The following is a 24235-nucleotide window of genomic DNA, read 5'->3' as shown; positions in this document are numbered from 1 at the left end:
GGATATTGGGAGTTTGTGGACCGCTAAAGTTAGCTAAACAAATAAAGGAAGAACTTAAGCTGTTTTTATGGCAAAATCTGAAGCTGACCTTGAGTAAAGAGAAGACCAAAATTACACATGCACAAACAGAACGAGCGCATTTCTTGGGCACCGATCTTTCAAGTGGAAGAAATGGGAAACCTGTATTTGTAACAACTACCACGAGAAAGGCTAACCGATATTACAAAGCTAGGGCAGGTCAAACTAGTCCCACTATGAAACTTCCTGTCAAGAAGCTAGTGCAAAGACTATGCATGCGAGGATTTTGTACTCCATTAGGAGTACCTAAATGTAAAGATGGTTGGACGACCTTGGACACAGATCAGATAATTAGTAGGTTTAACAGTGTCAATCGAGGTCTTCAAAATTACTATCGGTTTACAGATAATTTTGCAAAAATGAGTAGGATTCAATATATATTAAAATTTTCATTGGCAAAAACGCTAGCCAGAAAATATCGTATATCCATGTCTAAAGTATTTAAAAGACTAGGTAAAGATATCACATTCCAAATGCAGCGTGCTAATGGGAAAACATATGTAGTCTCCTTCTATAACAATCATGATTGGACAAGACAACCTTTAGCCTTTCAAACCCGAGACACTAAACCTGAAATACTAAAAATAATGGATGGTATGCGAGTAAGGTCAAAATTGGGGAGACCGTGCGTTGTCTGTTGTGCAGAACAGGATATTGAAATGCACCATATTCGCCATGTACGAAGAGGAAAAAATGTACGGAATAGTTTTAATGACATATTAAGTGAGCTTAATAGAAAACAAATCCCAGTTTGTAAAGAATGTCATAGAAAAATCCATCGCGGAGAATACGATGGATTAAGATTAAGAGATTTAGCCTACGATCCCAGATAGTCGTTGCAGGTTCTTGGAAAGCCGTATGCGGTGAAAGTCGCACGTACGGTTTGGGAAGGGGGAGTTGACACGCTTTTGGCGTCTGGCTCCCTACTTCACCTGGTACTGGGCCGATAAACATGAAATCCCTTCAGATTGCTGAAGGGATTTTTCATTTTTTTGGTGTCAAAACTTAAGAGTTATGGAAGGGTTTCTTGTTTAACGTAAGCAGTTTAGTTGAAGAGTAGGTGTTAACTGTGTTCCACAATCGGGCCATTTTGTGGAATAACACTTAATAAGAAAATTAGATATTTCTGTTAAAGCATATAGAGAAGATTGTGAAGAAACATACTTAAGCTAACGTGCAGGATAGTGAAAGAAGAAATTTATAGGAAAAATTGTATATCGTCTCGTATAAACACAGGGTTTTAGGGAACTTTAATCAAAGTCCACTTTTACATAAAATGGAAATAATTACTGAGATTAATGGTTATAAGGTATGTAAAATATGATTTTCATTGTACTCGCAACCGTTTTCCTTCTTACTGAGTTAAAATGGGGAGATTGGAGAAATTGGTCAAAAATGGATACATTGAGAAGAGTAAAGGTACCAATCGGGACGATATGAATAGAACATACTTTCACTCAATCTATGAAGGATTGGATTCTGTGAATTCGGCACTGACCAGGTATCACTTTAGTTTTTTTAATATTCCTTGACAGGAATATTCCTCATTGGGTATAATCAATTCAACAGGATGATAATATTAGTGATGATGTAGATGTGCTTTAACCGGAGACCATCACTTGATGAGGTGAGCAACATGTCAGGGAAGATTCCGGGCGTGAACATGACGACGCTGAGCGCTTTGTCTGAACCAAATCGTATGAATATCGTCGAACTCTTGCGTGACGGTCCCCTGACCGTTGGGGAAATCGCCGACCAGCTAGGATTGAGGCAGCCCCAAACTTCGAAGCATCTAAAAGTGCTAAGTGACAACGGGATTGTGGAAGTGCAGGCCGAAGCTAACCGCCGCATCTACAAGCTCCAGCCCGAGCCCTTCCAAGCGCTGGATTCTTGGATACAGTCCTTCCGGCGCGTGATGCAAGAAAGATTCGACAATCTAGATGATTATTTGAAGGAATTGCAGAACAAGGAAAAAACATAAAATCATTTCATGTTCAAGGAGGAATTACGATGTCAAACAACGCATTGGTATCGAGAGTAGAGAACGATCGGGTATTGGTACTGGAGCGCGTTTTCGATGCGCCACGCGATCTCGTATTCAGGATGTTTAAAGAGCCGGAGCATCTGAAACGCTGGTGGGGGCCGAGGGGCTGGGAGATTCCGGTCTGCACCGTCGATTTCCGTCCGGGAGGCGTTTGGCACTACTGTATGAAGTGCGTCGATCAGAACCAAGGTCAATTTTTTGGTATGGAATCCTGGGGCAAAGGGGTTTATAAGGAGATTATCGAGCCGGAGAAGATCGTCTACACCGATTACTTTTCGGATGCTGAAGGCAATTTGAATGACTCCATGCCGTCGACCGAGATCACAATGGAATTCATCGATTTGGATGGAAAGACGAAGCTGATAAACCGTGCTGAATATGTGTCTGCAGAGGCCCTTAAGACCGTCATGGACATGGGCATGCTGCAGGGCATCACCGAAACTTGGGACCGTTTGAACGAGCTTGTGGAGTCGCTGAAGTAGATTTACCGTAACGCTGTTTCGGCGTTAGTAATGTCTAGGAGCATTGAGTTTAGTAATTACTTATATAAGGGGGGTAAAAATCAATGATTAGTAAAGTCGGTCAAATCATGTTGTATGTTAATAACCAAGATGAAGCAAGGGAGTTTTGGACAGAAAAGGTAGGGTTTAGTGTAATTTCAGAGGAAGATAACGGTCAAGGAATGAGATGGATTGAAATTGCTCCAACTAAAGAAGCTGAAACAAGTATTATTCTCCATAATAAGGAGCTAATTGCTAAAATGCAGCCTGAATTAAATCTTGGTACACCTTCTTTAATGTTCTTCTCAAAAAAATTCGATAATTTATATAGTGACTTATTAAACAAAAACGTTACAGTCGGAGAAATTGTAAATATGCCTTCAGGTAGAGTATTTAATTTTGCAGATAGTGAAAATAATTACTTTGCAGTAATGGAAAAAAAGTGAATTTCTATTCAATTTACGAGTGCGATGCTTGAATAAAGGCATCGCCTTTTTGCTTTTTTGATTTACGAAACAGATTGTGATGATTTACACTTAAAGTAACGGGGGGCTTATCTTCAATAAGATCTTCCATAATCGGGCGCTTTTCTTTAATAAAGGCGTCAAAGTTCATATTCTAAATATGGGACTGGTAGAAGACACTCCAACAGGGCGACTAGTATTCAATGTAATGAGCGCTTTTGCTGAGTTTGAAAGAGATATGATTGTAGAACGTACCCAGGAAGGTAAAGTTATTGCTAAACAGCGTGAGGACTTTAGAGAGGGTAGGCCAAATAAGTTCAGTAAAAAACAGATAGCACATGCTTTAGGGCTACTAGAAACTCATTCTTATAAAGAAGTGGAGAACATGACTGGAATATCTAAGAGTACCCTAATTAGGGCTAAAAAGAAGCAGGAGGTAGCAAAATGAAACGTAAAGAATTTATGGGAACAAAAATAACGAATACTGGCTGATCTACATTCAAAATATAGAGAAAAATAAGGTTCTAGTGTCGATCCCTAAGCTAGCATGGTCATTTGCTTTAGATTATACCTTAGGCACTCACGCGGAATATGATGACGAACATAATAAATTGGTACAATCACTGTTCCATAAGGCAGGACTACAATATGGACATGCTGAGAAATTAGCTGATTACATAGAGGAATGGGTAACTGAGGAATAACTCCCCTTGCTGCAAGGAGGGTTATTTTCACTTTCTGTTTTGGAATAGGATAAGACCTTTTATAGAATCCAAGATACATTGACTTCCGATAATGAGATGTTATGTAAACTTGACATGTATATGATATACAGTAATGAATTATAAAATTATGTAGTTTAACTATGTACTAAATTTAGAGAATAGTTCAAGAATGATGAGTCTACTTTATATCCATTCTTTTCATATAGCCTTTGAGCGTCTTTATTACCTGGAGCTGTTTGAAGCTCTAATGACTTTGCTCCTGTGCTTAGGGCATATTCTTTAGCTGTTTCTAAAAGCTTTTGAGCGACACCTTTCTTTCTTGCTTCTTGATGCACATATAAATCATTTAATATCCATGTTCTTTTCATCGAAACAGATGAGAAGGAAGGATATAATTGAGTAAACCCCAAATATTTACCTTGATCAACGGCGACGAATATAACCGACTCTTCATTTTTTAAGCGTTCGGAGATAAAAAGTTCGGCTCCATTTAGATTAGATTGTTGTTTATAGAACATCCGATACAAATTAAATAAGTTAGAAACCCCTTTTAGATCTGACAATGTTGCTTGATATACTTCCATACCCATTTCCTTTCTTTATTACGAATTGTCTACTATTTTCTATAATTATAAATTAAATTTCTTTGATATAGGAATTAAATTCCAATAAAACTGATTATGTGAACAAAGAATCCTTCAGATTTTGTATTCTGAAGGGATTCTTATAGTGTCTGAGATATATTGACTGCTGATAATGATATGTTATGTAAACCTTATATGTATAGGGTATTCATTGTTACTTGTTCAACTAACAAGGCAAAGCAGTTGAAGTTGGTAATACAATCTTTTAACGGTATTATATGTAAAAAGTGATTGACATCGAAAAATATAGGAGGTTTTTTTATGAAAGCTCTATTAAACATCGTTGTTGATTTTCTTGTTAACCTAATGAGGCAGATTAATTGTACAAGGATTATATAATTGATAATAGAATTTCATGGTACTCTTGATAAAGTTTTATAGAAAAGGCGATAAAGTTATGACGATTAAGTGGGATGAAATTACACATGATAATTTAATTCACTTAGAAGAAGTTTTAAAATTACATGATCAAGCATTTCCTATTGAAGTGAGAGAAGCACACAATATTTTTTTGAAAAGTTTACAATATGCAAGAAGTAGAATGCCCAATAATTTTCGCTTCTTAATCGGTTTTGAAGGGGAACAACTTGTCTCTTTTGCAAAAGGACACTACTTAGCTAACGTAAATTCAGGGTTTATTGTTTATATAGTAACTAATCCTCTTGTACGAAGTAAGGGGTTAGGTTCGAAAACATTATTGAAATTAGAAGAGTTATTGACCAAAGATGCTATTTCAGCAGGAAATACCTCCCTAAAAGCTATGATCTTAGAAACAGAAACACAAGATATGGTACATACGGAAGTAGAAAAAGAAAATTGTATTAAGAGAAATAGATTTTTTGAAAGAAATGATTATAAGAAATATGAAAAAATTGATTACTTACAACCACCATTACATGATGGAGGTTGTAATATACCATTAAATCTTTTTATTAAAAATCTACAAAGTAATGAAAATACTAAAAAAGAAATTAATGAAACTATTCGGGCTATTTATAATGAAAAATATTATTTAGTAAATGAAATCGATAAAAAGGTTCTTAACAATTGCCTTGAGAAGATGGAACTGGGTACCGCAGACATCTTTAACTAACAGGTTTTGGAAAAAACACATTTAATGATTGGTCTGGTCATGATTTTAACTTTTCCTAATATGGATCACTTATCGTTACTGAACAGGCTTTACAAATACTAAAGAAACATAGTTTAAATTACTGTGGCATTACAGCCTTACAAGATAATATCGCTAAATAGCGTCTTATAACTTCCGATAACAGGAATTATGTAAACAAAAAAGCCGTCCTGAAGGGTGGCTTTTTTGTTTACAGGTATTGCGTATGTATTGAAAAGCAAGGCTGACCAAACCTTGCTCTTCGTTCGGGGTAAAGATTATTTTGGAGGTTTCTTCCCATTATTATTCTATGTAGAGCTTGTCTTTTGGTGTAGGACAAGTTATCTACAAACGTAAAAAAGGTAGCTTTTTATTAGCTACCTTTTTTACGTTCATCGATCATTTGAAGAACACGTTTCTTATTACCTTCTAATAATTCCTGTGTAGTTATATTGTGATTTTTCGCATGACGAGAAAAGTTTGTTTTGCTGTACCAATTATCACAGATTGGACATGGTAATTCATTAAGTAGGGGTAATACCAGCGTAGCTGACACCACCCGCAAACACATGGATAAAAATGTAAGAACCCTCCGCGTCTGGAGAGTTCTTTTTATGAGTGATAAATATACCAATTGCAGTCCTGTTTGTTCAACTAACGTCTCCATTACTGCAATAGATTTACTGCCAATTACCTAACTAAGATGGGTAGATAAAAGGATGAACAGGGTAACCGCCATTTTATCCATGACAGGTTGCATTTAATGCCGTCCATTATGACAGAGGCTCTTACTTGGTGTATTCATCCATTACAATATTTCAATATATCCTTCTGTTCCATGCACGCGAATTCGTTGCCCATCTTTTATCAGTTTGGTAGCATTCTCCACTCCGACAACTGCTGGTAAGCCATATTCACGTGCGATAACTGCTCCATGGGTCATCAGTCCACCAACTTCGGTGACTAGGCCTTTTATGGATACAAACAATGGTGTCCAGCTAGGGTCAGTAAAGGAGGTGACTAATATATCTCCATCTTCTAGATCAGCATCTTCCATGTTTAAGATGACACGTGCTCGCCCCTCTATAACTCCGGAAGAAACAGGTAGACCTACAATAGCTTCGGCTGGGAGATTTTCTCGTTTGTACTCACCTACAATGATTTCACCATCAGACGTGATAACACGTGGTGGAGTTAGTTTTTCATATAATTTGTACTTGTCTTTTCGTTTGCTGATGATCTGGTAATCTAGTTTATTTGTGCGTACGACTTCGTGAAGTTCTTCAAAAGTGAGATAGTATATATCTTCTTTTTCATGAATAACGTTGGCTTGTACGAGTTGTTCGGCTTCTTTCAGCAAAGCCTGCTTATAAACGAAGTAGCGATTAACCATGCCGTATTTTGGATATTCCCGATAACCGATGAAATTCCGGATTAGGTCGATCATTCGTTTTGTTTCTTTAGCTTTTTGTTCACCATCCGGTAATTGCTTCAATCGATCTAATAACTCTTGTTCTTTTTTCAAAGCTTCCTGTCGCCTTTGCTCAAATTTCCGATTGCTAGCATTAGGCTCAAAGTTTTTGATATTACTAAGAATCATGGGGACAAGTGTAGTTGGTTTTTCGCTCCAACGAGTTTTAGTAATATCGATTTCTCCGGTACATCGCATTCCGTATTTGCTGAGATAATCATAGATAGCGTCTTGGGTTTCCTGTCCACCATCAAACTTAACCAGTTCATCCAAAAAGTTATCATCTTTTACATGTTGTAAATAATCAATTACTTCTGGATAAGGACGAATCGCATCTGCGACATCCAATAGCGCCAGACCCATTTCCGAAGTAATATTGTTTGGTACAGATTGAGAAAGCGTATCTGCTACGTTTTTTTCACCTAACCACTTGTTCATTTTTTCATTGATCCATGATGAAGCATCCATAGCAGCCATAATCACACCCGAACTTTGTGGGTCAAATAAAATCTTCTTTAATTGCTGGATATCTTCTAGAATAAAATCTAATAAATCCGATCCTGATTTCATTTGGATATTTTGTTTTAACTCTTCTATGGATGTTTGACTACTCTTAATCAAATCAGAAACAATTGTCGGGTCGTTTTCGATTTGTGCTTGAGAATCCGCAGACGACACACTTTTATTGATTTTACCGGAACTCTGTTCTTGCTTATCATTTGGTATAGATTTTATGAAATCTCCTCGCTCTATTATGGTAATGAGTGCGTCTTTCATGAGCGGATCGTGTTGTCCCATGGCATCTAATAACATTTTTCTGCTGTCAGGTGAAGCCAGCATATGTGTGATATCAACAAACAACCTTCCACCAGCTTTACGCATGGGTGCACGAGTCGTTAACAGGAAAAAAGACAATCCCAGTGGTTTCATGGGATCGGTCATCATTTGTTGATGACCGACAGATACATAAACGTGATTTTCTTGATCATTTGCTTCAGGGATGGGGTATAAAGTAGTGATTGGCCGACTCTGGACAATATAAAATGTATCATCAACCAAACACCATTCGATATCTTGTGGGCAACCAAAATAAGCTTCGATCTGTCTTCCGATGCGTGCCAGTTGTAAAATTTGTTGTTCAGTAAGTGTTTGAGTCTTTTGTTGATCGGGATCGATCTGCTGGGTCTCTGTTCCGCCTTCTTTTAGTCCATAGATAGCCAATTTTTTGGTTGCTATCCTCTTATTGACGATTTCCCCTTCCTGTACTTTATAACAATCGGCAGATACCAAGCCAGAGACCAGTGCTTCTCCAAGTCCAAAACTGGCATCGATTGATAGCAACTTTCGATTGGAAGTAATTGGATCAGCGGTAAATAAAACCCCTGAAGTCTGTGAGAAAACCATCCTTTGAACGATAACGGATAAATAAACTTGACTGTGGTCAAATCCATTTTGCATACGGTAGATTACCGCGCGATCCGTAAATAGGGAAGCCCAACATTTGCTGATATGCTGCAAGATTGCTTCTTTGCCGATGATATTTAAATAGGTGTCTTGTTGACCAGCAAAAGAGGCATGTGGTAAATCTTCAGCAGTCGCACTAGAACGCACTGCATAAGCATGTTCATCGCCAAACTGGGAGAGATAGTGAGTAACTGCTTTCACAACATCGGAAGGAATTTCTACTTCCATAATGATTTGTCGAATCTTCCTGCTGATTTCACCAATTTGATCTCGATCTGCTACTTTTAGCATTGTTAGTCGATCCAACAAAGCATGATACGTTTCGTTTTGTTCGATGGCTTTTTGATATCCCACTGTTGTAACACAAAATCCTTCTGGTACTTGTATTCCTTCAATTTTTGATAATTCCCCTAAATTTAACCCTTTTCCGCCAACGAGCAAAAGCTGCGTTTTTTCCATTTCCTGAAAACCGAGAACCAAAGAACTCATTCAATATCTCTCCTAACCATTAAATTGAGAAAAAACATTTGACAAGAGTTTACCGGCATGGTACACTTAAAGTGTAAGATGCAATAATTATGTCTATGTGACTTATTAAAGTCGTAATCTGATTATATCATCGTGTCTGTTTATATGCAATATAAAAGAACCTGATAAAACTATCCAGGTTCTTTTTTGATTCCCCGCTATCATTAGTCACATCAAAAACCATGGTTCGAGCCGAACTCCGTCACTGCATAGTTCCCTAGCGGTTCTATGCAGCCTAAGGAAATCCTGAAGTTGCGTCGGGTTCTTATTGAGCTAACCTGCCCGTTAGCTTAGTCCCCATAAATAAAAGTTCCGAATTTATTTTTGCAGATGGAACTTCGAACTATTTGAGACTCATATTGTCTAAAATATACAGCTTGGATATACTCATTTCAAGTACTAAGTTCCGATACTCACTCTTATAGGAACTTTTTTCGGAGGGGATTACATGAAGTGAAATTGGGAATTGGACGAGCTGATCGAGCATTTCACGATACTGCCGAACGAGATGAGTCTGATCGAGAATAAGACGGGGGAAACCAAGATAGGCTTTGCCGTCCTGCTCAAGTTTTTTCAAAATGAAGCACGTTTTCCAAGCCATAAGTACGAAGTTCCGAAAGCCGTGATTGCCTATATTGCCAAACAGATTTATTTCGAACCCGAATTGTATGCTCAGTACGATTGGACAGGCCGTTCCATCACATACCATAGAACGCAAATCAGGGAATTCTTCGGTTTCCGCGAGGATACGATAGACGATGCACAGAACATGATCGAATGGCTATGTCAGCATGTGCTTCATCGCGATCATGAAATGGAACATCTCAAAGAACACGTTTATCGTCGCTTTCGTGAGTTAAAAATCGTACCGCCCACTCCGGATCGCATTGAGCGTTTGATCCGATCCTCCATTCACACCTACGAGGAAACCTTCTTTCAAACCACTTTTCAAAAGCTTCCCTCCATAACCTTAGCCAAGTTGGATTCATTGATCGATAGTATTGCGTATTTGGAAACTGACGATAGCGAAGTCACCAGCAAGGATAACGGGCAGCTATCCTTCAAAGAATTAAAAGCAGACCCCGGCCGTGCCGGAGTTGATAGTGTATTAAAGGAAGTTAATAAGCTTCGAACGATTCGCAAATTGAAACGTTACTATGAAGTCGTTTGGAAAGCCAAGAATTTTCAAGACATGATGACCGTAAAAACCCTGATGTATACCGGCGTCCGGGTTAGTGAGCTTATCAATATCAAGCTAGCGGACATCGACTTTCATTACTGCCAGAACCGGATCAACAAAGGAAAAGGTAGTAAGGATCGCATTGTCCCGTTCCCTCAATCATTCAAAGAATTGTTGGCCATGCACGCAGATTCGATGAAAAAAGAAGCAGGCTGTCTATTTGTTCGAATCGTCCTGGAAAAAGAAATACACGGATAGAGGCATACGTAAGATATTAACCAAATACTCGGAGGAGGCCAAGCTATCTCAAAATCTGTCTCCCCGCAAATTGCGCCATTTTCTGTTGACCTGGCTTAAAAAGCAAGGCATTGATGATGTGTTGATTCAATCGTATTCTGGACACGAGAGCAGAAAATCGTTGGAAGTGTACTCGAAATTGGCAATTACTGATGCACAATTCGAATATAACGAGGTAATAAATGAATTCCTAATTTAATCCATATGTTTGCGGGTGGTGTCAGCTACGCTGGTATTACCCCATATAGGTGGAAAGATTGTATCAAATTATTTGATAGCAGCTTGTAGTGTAGCGATTGGATACTTGGCTTCTTATCTATACGTAAATTATCTTTTTACAGATGTTCCATTCTCACACATGATTACTGGACTATTATTTTATCTTTTATGGGTTCTTTTTATCGTATCTTTTTCAACGATGATTAGTGCTATTTTTCACAGTCAGGGTATTATCGCATTAATTTCAATTGTTTTCCTTATCGGTTGTAGAATTATCGTCGGTTTGAGTCCAATAATTGATCAGGTAAATCCAGCCAATATGAGTAAACATGCAATGGAAACGCTAATCATGGGATCAGTAGATTCAAACGCAATGGGTAATGTACTACTAACACTTGTTTGGATTTTATTGACACTCTTTGTAACGAATTATTGGATTGCTACTAAAAAATTTAATCATGAATAAGCAGAAAATAACCATGATGAGAGGATGAGAATTTTTGCTCCGTTTTAGTGTCAAGGCTCTCACTTTATTATTTTACTTTTGATTTAAAAACTAACGATATTACCTTTGTTTTCTCCTTAATGTACAGAAACTCATAAATTTCATTGTAACTTTCTTTATTATTTGAAGTAACTTCCCTAGAATTATATGTTACTACTTTGTAAATAAAAGGCTCCTTTTCAGGTAGCCTTTTATTTTGTTTTTTATCTTGTTCAGAAAGTCACTATTTTCTGGACACATCAATTTCATTCTTAGTTTCGTAGATTTTTCCCTATAAATATGTTCAAAAACTCTGTTCATAAATCTATGTTCAGATAATACCCTGTGATTTAAGTTATGTTACAATGATAGGTAGATAAATATGGCAAATGATGCATAAAGAGTATATAATTACCATGTTATATGGTAATCTTTATATAAGAATGAAGAAACACCGCTGGATACCACTCGTAGTGTCGGCGATTGGTCTCCTGTTTCATGTGGAATTCGACTTCTTGTAGCCACTGCTCGAGGAGATGATCATAGGATGGTGGTTTCTTCATATCAGTTACTCCTTCTATAGGGTTCTAGTACGTATAGAATTCGACACATCTATACAACAATCTTTAATTCGTTTTATATAGATTGAACTTAATCAGTGTTATTGCAGATTCTTATAGAAAATGAACGAGGTGATGACATGGAAGTTGTTAGTGAAAAAAAGAAGGGGACTATGAAGAAACGTTTTAGTTTGAAAAGTATTTTCAAAATCATAAAGATAATTGCTTTAATTTTTCTATTAGTTATAATAATGAGCATTGCATATGAGCAAATAAGTAGAGTACTAACTGCTAATAATCACGCACCTGTAGGTAAAATGGTTGATATAGGTGAGTATAAGTTACATATGTATGCCACCGGGAAAAAGAGTCAATTACCTACAGTAGTTCTGGAGTCAGGATTAGGTACACCATCTTCATACGAAGACTGGAGATTCGTTCAACCAGAACTTTCTAAAGTAACACGTGTTATATCCTATGATCGTGCAGGGTACGGCTGGAGTGATGAAGCTCCTAATGAACGGACGGCTGAGCAACTTGTAGAGGATTTACATACGATGTTGGAGAAGTCTGGGGAAAAAGGTCCATTTCTTATGGTAGGTCATTCTTTTGGAGGGATGATATCACGGATGTTTGTCAGCAAATATCCTGAAGAATCAGCTGGAATGGTATTAGTAGACTCTTCTCATGTAGATCAAGAATTAGAATTTTCCAAATGGCAAGTGTATATGGCGAAGGTATTAAAAGAAACAGGAATCATTCGGATAGCTGGTGATTTGGGTTTTTTACCTATTCATGAAAAGCTCTCATCCCAAGATATAGCAGTTGATTTCTTTTATAATAAGGTGCATAACGCTAATCAGACAAGTGAACTTCTAAATATGATGACCAAAACAGCTAATCAGGTACGCAAAGCTGAGGGCAAAGGTTTTGGCAATCTGCCGGTTTTTATATTATCTTCGGCTAATACTATTAAAGAGTATCCAGAATGGTTAAAACTTCAACAAAGTATGACATCCTGGTCTACTAGTAGTCAGAATAAAATTGTGTCGGGAAGTGGTCATTTCATTCAACTAGATCAGCCTAACATTATAATTGAATCTGCAAAAAACATTCTCAATCAAAAGCAGTAGAAACACGATAAAACTAGCAAAACATAAACTTCCTATATGTCTCTTTTAAAATGCAAGATTTCTCTTGCATTTCTTTATTTTTTGTTTTATATAGTAACTTTATTATTAAATTTCAATAAGCATACTTTCTGTTAAAAAATAAAAAAGATGTTTAAAACATAATAAAGTTCTTTAAAAAGTAAAAAAGGAATATTAATAAAATACGTGTTAATATATTAGTGGTTCATTCAATAACAATACATAAATATTATGATTTTAAGGGTGCAGATTATGAGGGGAAATATAGAAAAGAGGCTTTCGTATTTATATAAAGGTGAGTTATTTGCGGTAATTAATTTTGTTTTTCTAAGTTGTCTAATTAATTATGTTTACCCTAAATTGCATTTATACTCGCTATATTCTTTTTGGATTTCATTTCTTTTTTTGGAGTTTCTCTTACTTCAAGGTACTGTTTACTGGTACGTAAAAAGGAAAAGATTAAAAAGGGAAAAGACATCTATTACCCCCGTTTGGGTTGTTCAACGACTAAAAACTTTAAGGAAAGTGAACATTGGATTGATTTTCACTGGACTTATTACGTTTGTTGTCGATTTTTTTTATTGGTATCCGTCATTACCTTTAGGAGGACTATCTCTTTCGGGATTTATTTATGTTTTTGCATTGCTTGAGTATATTAACTATTATTACGTTCAACTTTCATACGATAATATCTCTGATATTAAATATCTTCTAAGGTCAAAGAAACTAAAACAAGCATGTATAAACAAAGATTTTAAACGTATCCCATAAAAAAATACCATGTCGGAATTACGAAATCTTTAAGGAAATAAGAATTAAACAACTCTATTATTTGTTTTTCTTAATCTAATCATGAAATAAAAAAGTATTTTAAATAACTTTAAAAGGAGATGCTACAATTTTAGGAGTAGAAATTAAAGGGCTTTATTCAACAACACAACAAACAGGATAGTTGAACAAGGAATCACAAGATTACATAAAGAAATAGAGGATATAAAAAAGGATAAAAGTGGTGAATCTTAATGAGTAAATTATCTAAAGATCAATTTAAACAAGCAAAAATATTTTTAAAATCAAAAGCTCGAAAATTAGAATGTACTCTGTTCGAATTTGAATTTGAAAATGGTAGCAAAGAAAATGTTTTAAAGCAATTAAAACCTTATCAAAATGAAGATGGCGGCTTTGGAAACGGTTTGGAACCTGATTTTAGATGTAAAGAGTCTTCGGCATTAGCAACAGCAATTGGTCTTCATTATCTGTCTAGAATAGGGATTGATGAAACAAACGAAATGGTCAAGAAAGCTGTGCATTATTTATTAAATACGTTTAATAAAGAAAAAATGGGATGGCAAATTGTTCCCAAAGAAGTAGAAACAGCTCCTCGTGCTATTTGGTGGAATTATAATGAAAATTGGGAATGGGGAAATCCCAGCGCAGAAATAATTGGTCTTCTTCATCACTATAAAGGATTAGTATCTGCTGAATTTCTAGATGACGTGACTAAATATGCCATTGATTATGTGAATCATTTAAACAAATATGAACATCATGAGTTACTTAGCTTTCTAAAGATGTCAGAAAAATTACCTGATAAAGAATATAATTTAATTTCCAACAAATTACGAGATATGGTGAAAGCTAGTATTACGGACGAACCAGAAAAATGGGATTCCTATTGTCTTCTACCAATTCAAGTTGTAAATTCACCTAGATCGCAATACCACAATTTATTTACAGATATAATCCCAATTAATCTAAATTATTTAGTGATGAAACAAACAAAAGATGGATACTGGGAACCTACTTGGTCCTGGGGACAGTTTGAAGAGGAATGGGAAACAGCAAAAGAAGAGTGGAGAGGCTGGTTAACCCTTGAATACTTAAGAATACTCAATTCTTTTAATCATATGGAAGTTAAAAATACAATTTGCAACTAACTTCATAATACGAACAAGGACTAATGTTATACAAACAATATTTATTAACTTCCTATATCGTATGCTATGTTAACTACAAGGAACCTCTGATTCTTAAGATCAGGGGTTTTATGATGAAAATAGAAGAATTATTTACAATAGCATAATTCGCAAAATCCATTTTTATCCAAATGCGATATAGTTATATAGACTACAGATAAAGTAAAAGGAATGGACAAAATATGATGAAAAAATATGTACTCTTATTGGTGTGCTTATTAGTAATTTTTGTTGGATGTGCTAAAAAGGAATCCCAGGAACAAGTTATTCAGCAACCTAATTTTTCTAAATTAGAACAATATAAAGATAGTTACGCAGGAGATAATAGTTCTATGGCTGCTATTGCAAATGAACTTCCACATCGAAAATGGTTTAAGGATATGGAAATTAAAGAAGAAACTATTATTTTAAATTTTAAATCTGATAATGAAATGAATGATAATTATTCATCTTTTACTGGGAATAAAGAGCAATGGCAAAAGGAAGCTGTAATTGCTTCATTATTTTATTTTTTGATTCCCAGAAATGTAAAGAGTATTCAATTACACTCATCAAATAATCAGTCCATCATTATAGAAAAAAGCCATTTTTTATTCTGGTTAAAAGAAAACGAAATAAAAACAGACAACGGAGTTCATGAAGTGTATAAACAAGTTATACATAAAAAGAATATAGATTCTTTATTTTAAGACTTCCGATAACACTGATTATGTAAAGAAAACACTGTATAAATTCAGTAATTTGGAGCATTTTAAAAGTGGAGAATTTGTTGAAATTCTACTTACAGCCAACTAGAAACAGCCAGAGAATAAACGAAAAGGCTTCATCTTCCCCTGAAGCCTTTTTGTCATGTTTAAAGTGTCTCTAAAGGTGTATGAATTTTCAAGAACGTTCCTGAAATGGTTTTTGAACCTTTAGGTACTGTTAAAAGTATATAGAATTATAGGATAACGTAACGTTCCAAAAGGTTCTTGTTTATGGTACTTTTTTGAATCCTATAATAATCCTCTTTTTTCCCGCCTTAAACACATTTTATCTTAATATAAAGGGAATATTTTTATATTGAAATTTCAAGAAAACGGGAGTAATCTGTACATATCAAGACATTTGAAGATATAAAAATGTTTTGTTAATTGAATAACATGACGCTAAAACGAATGGAGGACGACGAATGAATCTTAATATACAACAATTCTATCTTGTATCGGTACCCCAAATAAATCGGCGATAACCAGACTAGGCAAAGGAGATGCCAAGGCTTCCACACTTTAGCTATAGCGATATTCCCTCAGACTATTCAAAATAGAGATTTCCTGTAATAATTCTTCTCCAACATTAGTTTCCATAACCTTTTTTCTCTCTAGTTCTTTATCCACCAATCTTTTTACTGATAAAACATCTGTTCCGTTTAATAGAATATCTTCTTTTGAATTAAAATGTTTATGGGCGACCAGTTGCATATCGTAGGAATTATATAATAAAGTGTATCCAGCTATACCTGTTTTTGATTGATAAGCTTTGGAAAAACCACCATCAATGACAATCATCTTTCCATTTGCTTTAATTGGATTTTCTCCTTCAATTTCTTTAACTGGTGTATGGCCATTTATAATATGACCTTGATCAGGATTAAGATTAAATTCAATTAGGATTTTGCGGCAAATTCCCTCATTTTCACGTAAATGGTAATATGGATTCTTCCTCTCTTTATGGGTTTCCTTATCCTTAATGAAATACCTCTCAAAGGTTGTCATTTCTCTTTTCCCAAAGAGTGATGAATATTCTCCTGTCCATAAATACCAGACCATATCTGTCGCAAGATCATCCGTCTCTTCAGGATGTACAAAAGAATGTCGTAAATAATGTTCAAAAATATCAAGTAAATCACGACCTGCATAGGTTTTATTTTCAATAACCATTTTTTCCATATTTCCTTCTTCATCTAAAGGAATACAGCCATGTATTAATAAGTTCCCGTTATATTTCAAATAAAGACTGCCTTTCTTCATAAGAAAATTCATATGCCTAGCCAACTTTTCCGAATGCTGGACAGAAAATAACAGTCTTTCCATAACTTGCTCTTCTTCCTCTAATAATTGATCGGGCTGTAGCGGATTAACCGTTTCAAAGCAGCTATTTTCTAGTGGGTACGTTTTCCCATGTATCGTTATTTCGTTTTTGTCATAATCAATTTTCTCAAGCAAAAGCCTTTCTGACATATTAAAGTAAGGGCGTCTCTTTATGATAGGGATTTCAAGTTTGAACTGAATCATTGCAATGGCTTGATGAATTTTCGTAATTTGTAATAGTTCATGATCAGATAGTTTTTTATCTGAATGTATCTTTGGTCTAAAGGCTGGATTGTCATCATAGTATTTCTCCGCAAGATTAAGTAGAGGTCTAAGATTTATTCCATATACATCTTCAATGATATCCAAATTGTCGTATCTAGCACAGATACGAATAATATTAGCAAGACAAACCTTTGAACCAGCAAAGGCACCTAGCCATAGTACATCATGATTTCCCCACTGAATATCAACTGAATGATAATTGATTAGAGTATCTATAATTTTATCAGGTTTGGGTCCACGATCATAAATATCCCCAACTACATGTAGATGGTCAACAACCAATCTCTGAGTGGTATAAGCAAGACCTATAATGAGCTTATCAGCCTGACCTAAGGAAATAATTTGCTGGACAATTTTTTTATAATAATGTTCCTTATTTGTGAATTCATCCGTTTTGTATAGTAGCTCTTCTATAATATAAACAAACTGATTTGGTAATGCTTTACGTAATTTCGAGCGTGTATATTTGGAGGAAGCATAAGAAATCAGCTTTATCATATGCTCAATGATTTCTGTATACCATTGGTTTAGTTCTTGTGTATTTCTAAAATTATCCTTAATTAATTGTAATTTTTCTTCAGGATAATAAACTAAGGTCGCAAATTCATTAATTTCTTTTTCAGATAAAACATCTTTAAAAAGGTCTTTTATTTTCTCCTTTACATTCCCTGAACCATTTCTTAACACATGTTGAAAGGCTTGATACTCCCCATGTAAATCACTGACAAAATGTTCTGTCCCCTTTGGTAGATTAAGGATGGCTTCAAGGTTAATAATTTCAGTTACCACTTTTTCTTCACAACCATATTTTTGGGCAAGTAAATCTAGATATTTTGCATTCAAAATTATGTATCTCCTTTCAAAATTCACCATTTATTTTCCATCTAATAGATTGAGATTAAATACTTATATTATAAGATAAACTTAAATAGAAGTTGTAACGGTAATTAATATTTTGAAAATAATAATAATTATGTCAAATGTAATTTTATTTATACAATATCTCCTTTTGAAACCAAACAGGCCAAAAATCCCTTCGTATTATATAGATTTTTATATATCTTTGATTTATCAACGTTTTGAGCTTTTGCTGAATACTACGTACTGCGTAAAAAACATTACTCTTATACATGTGTAGAAATTCTAAAATAATTTATTTCTCATATGAATGTGATATATTTGTATAGGAACTGATTATTTTTTCACAAATTTCATCTAATACTTAAAAATAAAAGGCTACATCATTTCAGAATGGTGTAGCCTTTTATTTTGTTAACTAGATTAATCACCTTTAAGGTGATTTTTTAGCCTTCAGGCTTATGTTGTTTCTAAGGAAAAAATATAAAGACCCTTCCAATTCGATTGGCGAATTGTTATTTAATATAACTATATAGAGTTAGTCTATGGTGAGGGCTGCCCATTATAAATAGTCCAAAAAAGTACACGTTTCCGAACGATCCAGATTGTAATGTAAAATCAACGTCTTGAATGTCCGAAAAATTCCGTTTTTATTTTACAATCGTCTTATAAGCTGCACCTATTCGCTTTCCTATGTTTCCATAGAATTCTGTCCCTTCAAGATAATCTTGGACTGCCTTCAGTTTAGCTTCAAATGAAAACTTCCCCATAAAAAACTACACCTCCAATTGTTCATTGTGTCTAACAATTGGGTGCAGTTCAAATCATCAGGATGGCTTTTTACTTTGTATATTTCACTTCTTTTAGACACTTTATTTAATTTTACCTATACCTTTAAAGATAGTGTTCCAGTAAGTTTAACTTGTTTGTTTAGGATGTAAGCTATCCGATCATCATGAAATATAAGAGTTGGGATGAGAGGGGCTGAATTTTGCACCGATCATACCAATTCTCCAACAACTGAAGCGAAGCGAAAGGCGTTAGAGTACATAAAGCACTAACGCCCTTCGGTTGTTACGAGTGAGAGGGCCTCGGCGGGTAGTTCTTCCCCCTCGCCCCTCTCACTCACGTATAAAAACAGAACTCATCTTTTATGTTATGACTAGCTTAATGAAATACCAGTTTTGCTCCTCTTTTTCTATAAAGATAAGATATACTACCTATATATGTTGTAAAAATAGGAAATAATGGGTTATATAGAAGGGGAGTGAATCCATGTTAACAGATCAAGAAATGTGGCAACGGATTACCTATTTACCAGCACCCTACAAACGGGAGCTCATTCGTCTGGTACTGGAAGGAACATCTTTGTTTTGGAGTACTCGCCAAACTCCATTTATTATCATGTTAGAAGCTGCAGAAATTATTGAGCCAACGGGCAAGGAAAGAACAACATCCCAGCATGGAGTAGATACTTTAGAGATCGAGTATTCTGTGTTGCCACACCACCAGCAAACTTGGATACAATTTCAGGAATATATAAATCAGCTAAGGGTTTCTGGAGAAAGATAAAACTTGTCCGCTTATCTTGAATATGTTATAGTACCTCGTAATCTATGAGATATGGAGTGATACATATGAATAAAACAGAACTTATTAAATCGGTAGCCCAACAAGCAGGGCTTTCTCAAAAAGAGGCTGCGTCTGTCGTACAAGCTACATTAAATACGATTTCACAAACTCTTCAAATTGGGGATAAAGTACAACTTGTAGGCTTTGGAACATTTGAAACACGTGAACGTGCAGCACGTACAGGCCGTAACCCGCAAACAGGAGAAGAAATGCACTTTCCAGCAACCACTGTACCAGCTTTTAAAGCAGGTAAAGAGTTGAAAGAGGCCGTAAAATAAATACATAGACATAAAAGGTATCCTTTTTTAATAAGGATGCCTTTTATTTGTAAGAACAACTAGCAAAACGATGTATATACATATTCATAAAAATTCAAAAAAGCCCTTACATTCACATGTAAGGGCGAATTTATGTGTACTCTATTATTAGGAAAGATCAATAGATTTATAGGAGTGCATCATTTTTGGTTCTGGTGCAAAAACTTCAAGATAATTGCAAGCAATCTCTAAATCTTGGACATGCTGATACTATTACTCTAAAAAAGGTGTGTGATCAGTATGGAAAAGGAAAATTTGTTCAAATGGAAGCACTATCAGCCTGATATTATTTTATTAACGGTAAGATGGTACCTACGGTACAGCCTCAGTTTTCGTGATTTGGTGGAAATGATGGAAGAACGAGGCTTCTCTATTGCTCACACAACCATCATGCGTTGGGTTCATCAATATGGGCCTAAATTAGATGAAAGAGTACGGCGTCATCTTAAGCCAACAAATGACTCCTGGAGAGTCGATGAAACGTATATCAAAGTAAAAGGTCAATGGATGTACCTGTATCGTGCAGTGGATTCCGAAGGAAACACCATTGATTTTTATCTAAGTGAATCAAGAGATAAACAAGCAGCCAAGCGCTTTCTCAAGAAAGCCTTGGCTTTTTCGTATGTTTCCAAACCTCGGGTCATAACAGTGGATAAAAACCCAACCTATCCTGTAGCAATTCAGGAGTTAAAAGAAGAGAAGCATATGCCTGAAGGCATACAAATAAGGCAAGTTAGATATCTCAACAACATCGTGGAACAAGACCATCGTTTCATAAAGAAGCGAGTTCGTTCGATGTTAGGATTGAAATTCTTTCGAACAGCCTCTTGGATGATAAGTGGCATCGAGGCCATGCATATGATGAAAAAAGGGCAAGTTCACCAAGGGGTGAAGTCTGCCCAAAATGAAGTTGAATTCATACATAAATTGTTTGGAATTGCATCATAATCTGTCATTGAACAGACCATGTAGGTTCTATGCCTTTATCAAAAGTTTTTTGCACCAGAACCGGATTCCTCAACTTGCGCTTTTGCTTACTTTAATATTCTCCTTTAATTACAAAAAACGAGCCCCGAATTGTTCCAGCTAGTTTAGACTTTTGCCTAGCAAACTTAAACTTCTCTTCTAACTCCTTTGGTACCTCCATCCTCTCAGAAAGCTTAAAACCAACGGCCCGCTTCTTAGGGTCATCAACTGTATACATAACGTTGACCCCAAGACCATCCTCATAAAAGACGTAGGCAAATTTGATATTTTCCACTTGAAAACGCGACGTTTCTAAAGGTTTGGCCGCAAACTCAATATCACGTTCTTCTTTCAAAATTCGGTTCACATAATCAAGGGTCTCCTGGCTTTCGCTAGCTGGTGCAACCGTAAATTCATGCTTGTATTTGTTCATAAAGTAACGGGCTTCATTAGCACGTAAACCAGCAAGCGCTTCTACTACAGGTGAAGACTCTAAACCAACCGTAGACACATTTTTAAAATCAACGATATAGGACATTTCCATTCCTCCTTTTATCTCTTTATTTCCTAACAACAGGAATCCACATTTCACCAAAAACTAAGCCGTTTCGCTGCCCCATCTCAACCGTTGCATTTGGCCCACCAACATAGGCAAAATTCTTTGCTTCTGGCAAGACTTGACCAAAGGCAATGCCAGCAAGCTTATTACTCAACTCATCAGCCGTCTTCCCTTCCCCTTTAACAACTAGGTATTCCCCCTTAGGAAATTGGATAACTCTGGATTCTTCTGGTACCGATGCCTCTGTCATGACGCCAGCATAATACATCATCTTGTTATTCACCGCTTCGTTCACGGCAAAAATGTAGTCATTTGTGGCTATGGCTTTTAAAGTGTCAAGCCTTCCATCTTGTTTGACGGCCCACCAAAAGTCTGCCTTTTCCTTGTTTATGCCAGCAAAGTCTGTGTAATCGCTCTTAAGCTCAGTTCCAATACCTAAAACGGTAAAGCTGTCTTTTTCTTCTAGGGTATAATCTGCCATATTCAAAACCTTCCTCTTTTTTAAATTAATCAAATGATTTGTCTTTTCACTTGATGAGTTTATAATAGCCTTAAATCATGTCAAAAAATGATACTGTTTAGGAGGTCCCGATGAAAAAAGTTGAACGGATTAATATCATCATGCGGTATATCAACAACCGCGCCCACTTTACAATTTCTGAAATCATGCGAGAATTTAACATCTCTCGTTCGACAGCTATTAGAGATATCAGAGAAATTGAAGCCATGGGGATGCCACTTGTCGCTGAAGTTGGAAGGGATGGGGGTTATTTTGTCATGAACAACTCTGTCCTGCCCACTGTTCGCTTTACTGATAATGAGATTAAAGCTCTTTTTATTGCCTTTATGGCCACAAGAAATCAACAACTCCCTTATCTAAAGAGTCGTCAGTCTTTAGCTGAAAAATTACTAGGCCTCATCTCAGAAAACCAGCAAGATGACCTTGTTCTTTTAAATCAAATCTTGCTTTTTGAAGGGACCAACCCCCATAATCCCGACCTACTTGAGCTTTCAGACCTTCCCCATCCCATGTTAGAAAAACTCATTCAAATCCTTCTTTTGGATAGCTATTTATTGATTACCATCAAAGAAGAGAAGGTAATAAAGTATTATCCAATTTATCTCTTGCACCTTTATCATGAAAAAGGCCTTTGGCTGATTGAAGGCTTTGACTTAAAGGATGAAAAGAGACAGATTTTCCCTGTCGACAATCTCACCAATGTCAAACCATACCCTACGAAAAAAAGATTAAATAAGAAAAAGATTTTAGAAAAACTAAGTAAGCAGAAAGAAGTAATTAACCTTGTCCTTGAACTTGGTCCAAAGGCGATTGCCCAGTTCAAAAAATACCATCCTTTAAAAGTTTCAATTTCCTATACGAATCCTTACCAAACCACAGCCATTCTAAAGACTTTTATCAATGTTAATAATCCCGAAGAATTGACCGAAATGACAAATTGGCTACTTTTCCTAGGTGGGGATATCAAGGTCAGGGAATTGCCAGAAGAAGTCTTAGAAGGTTTACAAGAGAGATTATGCTTATTCTGCCTATAAGCAGTGCCGGTTAAAACCCAAATAATTTTGAGTTTTGTGAGGTAATATATGGAAATGAGAAATTTGGGTACGGTTCCCCAGTATTAATCCTAAACTACATCCTCGACAATCTGGCCCTTTTCTGAACAATTTTATTGTCATGTAACTTCTAATTCTTCATTTTTGGTTTTGTTTTCCATAATGGCCCCTCATTCTTCGAATCGTTTCCGTGCCTCTAATAGGGTTAATAAAAGGCGCCGATGGTGTCTTTTTTATTTGTTTTTTCTAATACAACACAACATCATTTATCAAGACCTAAATCATAAAAAGTCCTAAAAAATAAAGGATGTCACATATTAGTCATAACTAATATGTGACATCCTTTTACTTATAACGTACCCGTTAGCGCAATAAGAAAAGAATGACTTCCTTTTTAATCAAATGTTACTATCACTTTTTAATTCATTTAATGCTTGAGGTTCAATTTTTAATGTAAATGTCGGTTGGCCAGAACCTCCGTAGATAAAATCATAACTAAAAAGCTGTTTATCTATCACACAAGGTAAAGGGAGGCCGACCATTGGGACACTTCCGACTTCAAATCCTGTTACTTTCTGAACTTCCTGTGGAGATGCCATTTTCACTTTAGTACAATCTAAAATATCAGCCATTTTATCAAAATTAACTTTACCGCGGTTTCCTGACATAACCAAAGCATAGAACCCTTTATCTGTTTTTAGTATTAATGTCGGAGCTTGCGCTTGTTGTTGCCGCAAGGTTTCAATCCGATCACGCAGCTCCTGGTTGTTATACAGCGTCGCTTTCGCTACGCCAGCCTCGCGCTCGCCACGCTGTTGAAATTGATGCTCTCGTTGGCTCGTACGAGCCGTTGAATGGCTTCATCGACCTTTTGATAGGTGAACCTGTATGAATCTTTCAAAATCGTACCATATTTGCATCAGAATGGTATTAAGGGGATAGAAGGGGATTCTACGAATTTTATCTCCTTGGAAGGGGTTCCAGCACATCAGTATTTAACTAAAAAACGCAGATTGTTGATGATAGTCTAGCAGTTACAGTGGGTTTGGTATCGATTAAAACAGTATTGACAAACAAGAAA

General features: G+C 35.9%; 22 protein-coding genes and 3 pseudogenes. 18 read left to right on the top strand and 7 right to left on the bottom strand.

Features of this window, described 5'->3' with window-relative positions; genetic code table 11:
* From H540_RS0110540 to H540_RS35530, 6 genes and pseudogenes are all read left to right on the top strand, one after another.
* A partial coding sequence (locus H540_RS0110540; RefSeq protein WP_028400612.1) for a group II intron reverse transcriptase/maturase occupies nucleotides 1–911 on the top strand: 911 nt, incomplete at its 5' end.
* 803 nt (nucleotides 912–1714) lie between these two features.
* Complete coding sequence (locus tag H540_RS0110535) at nucleotides 1715–2059, top strand: ArsR/SmtB family transcription factor (RefSeq protein ID WP_028400611.1); 345 nt, start codon at nucleotides 1715–1717, stop codon at nucleotides 2057–2059.
* Nucleotides 2060–2088: 29 nt separating this feature from the next.
* A complete protein-coding gene (locus H540_RS0110530; protein ID WP_028400610.1) occupies nucleotides 2089–2604 on the top strand; it encodes an SRPBCC domain-containing protein in 516 nt (171 codons plus the stop codon).
* A gap of 83 nt (nucleotides 2605–2687) precedes the next feature.
* A complete protein-coding gene (locus H540_RS0110525) occupies nucleotides 2688–3068 on the top strand; it encodes a VOC family protein (RefSeq protein WP_028400609.1) in 381 nt (126 codons plus the stop codon).
* A 145-nt stretch (nucleotides 3069–3213) separates the two neighbouring features.
* A pseudogene (locus tag H540_RS29495) lies at nucleotides 3214–3534 on the top strand (recombinase family protein); the annotation flags it as partial.
* Nucleotides 3535–3544: 10 nt separating this feature from the next.
* On the top strand, nucleotides 3545–3790 hold the full coding sequence (locus H540_RS35530) for a YueH family protein (RefSeq protein ID WP_155891002.1): 246 nt from the start codon (nucleotides 3545–3547) through the stop codon (nucleotides 3788–3790).
* Nucleotides 3791–3945: 155 nt separating this feature from the next.
* Here the strand turns inward: H540_RS35530 and H540_RS0110510 are convergent, their stop codons facing one another.
* Entirely contained in the window at nucleotides 3946–4395 is a 450-nt protein-coding gene (locus H540_RS0110510) for a GNAT family N-acetyltransferase (RefSeq protein WP_028400608.1), read from the bottom strand.
* Between the two features lie 457 nt (nucleotides 4396–4852).
* Between H540_RS0110510 and H540_RS0110505 the strand changes: the two genes are divergently transcribed.
* Nucleotides 4853–5548, top strand: coding sequence for a GNAT family N-acetyltransferase (locus H540_RS0110505; protein WP_028400607.1), 696 nt, complete (start codon nucleotides 4853–4855; stop codon nucleotides 5546–5548).
* A gap of 826 nt (nucleotides 5549–6374) precedes the next feature.
* Here the strand turns inward: H540_RS0110505 and ppsA are convergent.
* The gene (ppsA, locus tag H540_RS0110500) at nucleotides 6375–8990 is read right to left on the bottom strand and encodes a phosphoenolpyruvate synthase (RefSeq protein ID WP_028400606.1); all 2616 of its coding nucleotides are present in this window, start codon (nucleotides 8988–8990) and stop codon (nucleotides 6375–6377) included.
* A gap of 505 nt (nucleotides 8991–9495) precedes the next feature.
* Here ppsA and H540_RS34535 point away from each other — a divergent pair.
* The 7 genes and pseudogenes from H540_RS34535 (at nucleotide 9496) to H540_RS0110460 (ending at nucleotide 15585) form a co-directional block, all read left to right on the top strand.
* Nucleotides 9496–10467, top strand: a complete 972-nt coding sequence (locus H540_RS34535) for a DUF4158 domain-containing protein (protein WP_028400605.1) — start codon at nucleotides 9496–9498, stop codon at nucleotides 10465–10467.
* A complete protein-coding gene (locus H540_RS35160) occupies nucleotides 10430–10705 on the top strand; it encodes a site-specific integrase (RefSeq protein ID WP_281172483.1) in 276 nt (91 codons plus the stop codon). The genes H540_RS34535 and H540_RS35160 overlap by 38 nt, the downstream gene beginning before the upstream one ends.
* A gap of 33 nt (nucleotides 10706–10738) precedes the next feature.
* Nucleotides 10739–11191, top strand: a pseudogene (locus H540_RS29485) (hypothetical protein); the annotation flags it as partial.
* A gap of 718 nt (nucleotides 11192–11909) precedes the next feature.
* Nucleotides 11910–12902 (top strand): alpha/beta hydrolase, encoded by a 993-nt coding sequence (locus H540_RS31400; protein ID WP_051317062.1) that lies wholly within the window; start codon nucleotides 11910–11912, stop codon nucleotides 12900–12902.
* Nucleotides 12903–13172: 270 nt separating this feature from the next.
* Nucleotides 13173–13691: a hypothetical protein gene (locus H540_RS34530; protein ID WP_028400604.1), complete on the top strand. Its 519-nt coding sequence runs from the start codon at nucleotides 13173–13175 to the stop codon at nucleotides 13689–13691.
* Between the two features lie 251 nt (nucleotides 13692–13942).
* On the top strand, nucleotides 13943–14857 hold the full coding sequence (locus tag H540_RS0110465; RefSeq protein WP_028400603.1) for a prenyltransferase/squalene oxidase repeat-containing protein: 915 nt from the start codon (nucleotides 13943–13945) through the stop codon (nucleotides 14855–14857).
* A 221-nt stretch (nucleotides 14858–15078) separates the two neighbouring features.
* Entirely contained in the window at nucleotides 15079–15585 is a 507-nt protein-coding gene (locus H540_RS0110460; RefSeq protein WP_028400602.1) for a DUF4825 domain-containing protein, read from the top strand.
* A 579-nt stretch (nucleotides 15586–16164) separates the two neighbouring features.
* Here the strand turns inward: H540_RS0110460 and fbp are convergent.
* Nucleotides 16165–18093 carry a fructose-1,6-bisphosphatase gene (fbp, locus tag H540_RS0110455; RefSeq protein ID WP_028400601.1) on the bottom strand — a complete coding sequence of 643 codons (1929 nt, stop codon included), beginning with the start codon at nucleotides 18091–18093 and terminating at the stop codon, nucleotides 16165–16167.
* Between the two features lie 1290 nt (nucleotides 18094–19383).
* Between fbp and H540_RS0110445 the strand changes: the two genes are divergently transcribed.
* From H540_RS0110445 to H540_RS0110430, 3 genes are all read left to right on the top strand, one after another.
* Nucleotides 19384–19680, top strand: a complete 297-nt coding sequence (locus H540_RS0110445; RefSeq protein ID WP_028400600.1) for a hypothetical protein — start codon at nucleotides 19384–19386, stop codon at nucleotides 19678–19680.
* Nucleotides 19681–19745: 65 nt separating this feature from the next.
* Nucleotides 19746–20018: an HU family DNA-binding protein gene (locus tag H540_RS0110440; protein ID WP_028400599.1), complete on the top strand. Its 273-nt coding sequence runs from the start codon at nucleotides 19746–19748 to the stop codon at nucleotides 20016–20018.
* A 279-nt stretch (nucleotides 20019–20297) separates the two neighbouring features.
* Complete coding sequence (locus H540_RS0110430; protein ID WP_028400598.1) at nucleotides 20298–21005, top strand: IS6 family transposase; 708 nt, start codon at nucleotides 20298–20300, stop codon at nucleotides 21003–21005.
* 91 nt (nucleotides 21006–21096) lie between these two features.
* On the opposite strand, the gene H540_RS0110425 is transcribed toward H540_RS0110430, so the two are convergent.
* Nucleotides 21097–21561: a hypothetical protein gene (locus tag H540_RS0110425; RefSeq protein ID WP_028400597.1), complete on the bottom strand. Its 465-nt coding sequence runs from the start codon at nucleotides 21559–21561 to the stop codon at nucleotides 21097–21099.
* A gap of 22 nt (nucleotides 21562–21583) precedes the next feature.
* Nucleotides 21584–22063, bottom strand: coding sequence for a GyrI-like domain-containing protein (locus H540_RS0110420; RefSeq protein ID WP_028400596.1), 480 nt, complete (start codon nucleotides 22061–22063; stop codon nucleotides 21584–21586).
* A gap of 110 nt (nucleotides 22064–22173) precedes the next feature.
* On the opposite strand from H540_RS0110420, the gene H540_RS0110415 reads away from it, so the two are divergent.
* The gene (locus H540_RS0110415) at nucleotides 22174–23136 is read left to right on the top strand and encodes a helix-turn-helix transcriptional regulator (protein WP_028400595.1); all 963 of its coding nucleotides are present in this window, start codon (nucleotides 22174–22176) and stop codon (nucleotides 23134–23136) included.
* Nucleotides 23137–23552: 416 nt separating this feature from the next.
* Here H540_RS0110415 and H540_RS32035 read toward each other — a convergent pair whose 3' ends face one another.
* Both H540_RS32035 and H540_RS34525 read right to left on the bottom strand, forming a co-directional pair.
* Nucleotides 23553–23822 (bottom strand): aminoacyl-tRNA deacylase, encoded by a 270-nt coding sequence (locus tag H540_RS32035; RefSeq protein WP_245592217.1) that lies wholly within the window; start codon nucleotides 23820–23822, stop codon nucleotides 23553–23555.
* A 39-nt stretch (nucleotides 23823–23861) separates the two neighbouring features.
* Nucleotides 23862–24058, bottom strand: a pseudogene (locus tag H540_RS34525) (DUF6262 family protein); the annotation flags it as partial.
* Between the last annotated feature and the right edge of the window lie 177 nt (nucleotides 24059–24235).

Source organism: Ectobacillus panaciterrae DSM 19096, assembly GCF_000430785.1.
Classification (GTDB): Bacteria; Bacillota; Bacilli; order Bacillales; family Bacillaceae_G; genus Ectobacillus; species Ectobacillus panaciterrae.
The sequence above is the reverse complement of the archived record's forward strand: the minus strand, read 5'-3'. Positions and strand labels throughout refer to the sequence as shown.

Bases quoted from the DNA above. Each gene is read 5' to 3' on its own strand.
- H540_RS0110535 (WP_028400611.1), top strand. From the start codon at position 1,715: ATGTCAGGGAAGATTCCGGGCGTGAACATGACGACGCTGAGCGCTTTG.
- H540_RS0110530 (WP_028400610.1), top strand. From the start codon at position 2,089: ATGTCAAACAACGCATTGGTATCGAGAGTAGAGAACGATCGGGTATTG.
- H540_RS0110525 (WP_028400609.1), top strand. From the start codon at position 2,688: ATGATTAGTAAAGTCGGTCAAATCATGTTGTATGTTAATAACCAAGAT.
- H540_RS0110510 (WP_028400608.1), bottom strand. From the start codon at position 4,395: ATGGAAGTATATCAAGCAACATTGTCAGATCTAAAAGGGGTTTCTAAC.
- H540_RS0110505 (WP_028400607.1), top strand. From the start codon at position 4,853: ATGACGATTAAGTGGGATGAAATTACACATGATAATTTAATTCACTTA.
- ppsA (WP_028400606.1), bottom strand. From the start codon at position 8,990: ATGAGTTCTTTGGTTCTCGGTTTTCAGGAAATGGAAAAAACGCAGCTT.
- H540_RS31400 (WP_051317062.1), top strand. From the start codon at position 11,910: ATGGAAGTTGTTAGTGAAAAAAAGAAGGGGACTATGAAGAAACGTTTT.
- H540_RS34530 (WP_028400604.1), top strand. From the start codon at position 13,173: ATGAGGGGAAATATAGAAAAGAGGCTTTCGTATTTATATAAAGGTGAG.
- H540_RS0110465 (WP_028400603.1), top strand. From the start codon at position 13,943: ATGAGTAAATTATCTAAAGATCAATTTAAACAAGCAAAAATATTTTTA.
- H540_RS0110460 (WP_028400602.1), top strand. From the start codon at position 15,079: ATGATGAAAAAATATGTACTCTTATTGGTGTGCTTATTAGTAATTTTT.
- H540_RS0110445 (WP_028400600.1), top strand. From the start codon at position 19,384: ATGTTAACAGATCAAGAAATGTGGCAACGGATTACCTATTTACCAGCA.
- H540_RS0110440 (WP_028400599.1), top strand. From the start codon at position 19,746: ATGAATAAAACAGAACTTATTAAATCGGTAGCCCAACAAGCAGGGCTT.
- H540_RS0110430 (WP_028400598.1), top strand. From the start codon at position 20,298: ATGGAAAAGGAAAATTTGTTCAAATGGAAGCACTATCAGCCTGATATT.
- H540_RS0110425 (WP_028400597.1), bottom strand. From the start codon at position 21,561: ATGTCCTATATCGTTGATTTTAAAAATGTGTCTACGGTTGGTTTAGAG.
- H540_RS0110420 (WP_028400596.1), bottom strand. From the start codon at position 22,063: ATGGCAGATTATACCCTAGAAGAAAAAGACAGCTTTACCGTTTTAGGT.
- H540_RS0110415 (WP_028400595.1), top strand. From the start codon at position 22,174: ATGAAAAAAGTTGAACGGATTAATATCATCATGCGGTATATCAACAAC.
- H540_RS32035 (WP_245592217.1), bottom strand. From the start codon at position 23,822: ATGTCAGGAAACCGCGGTAAAGTTAATTTTGATAAAATGGCTGATATT.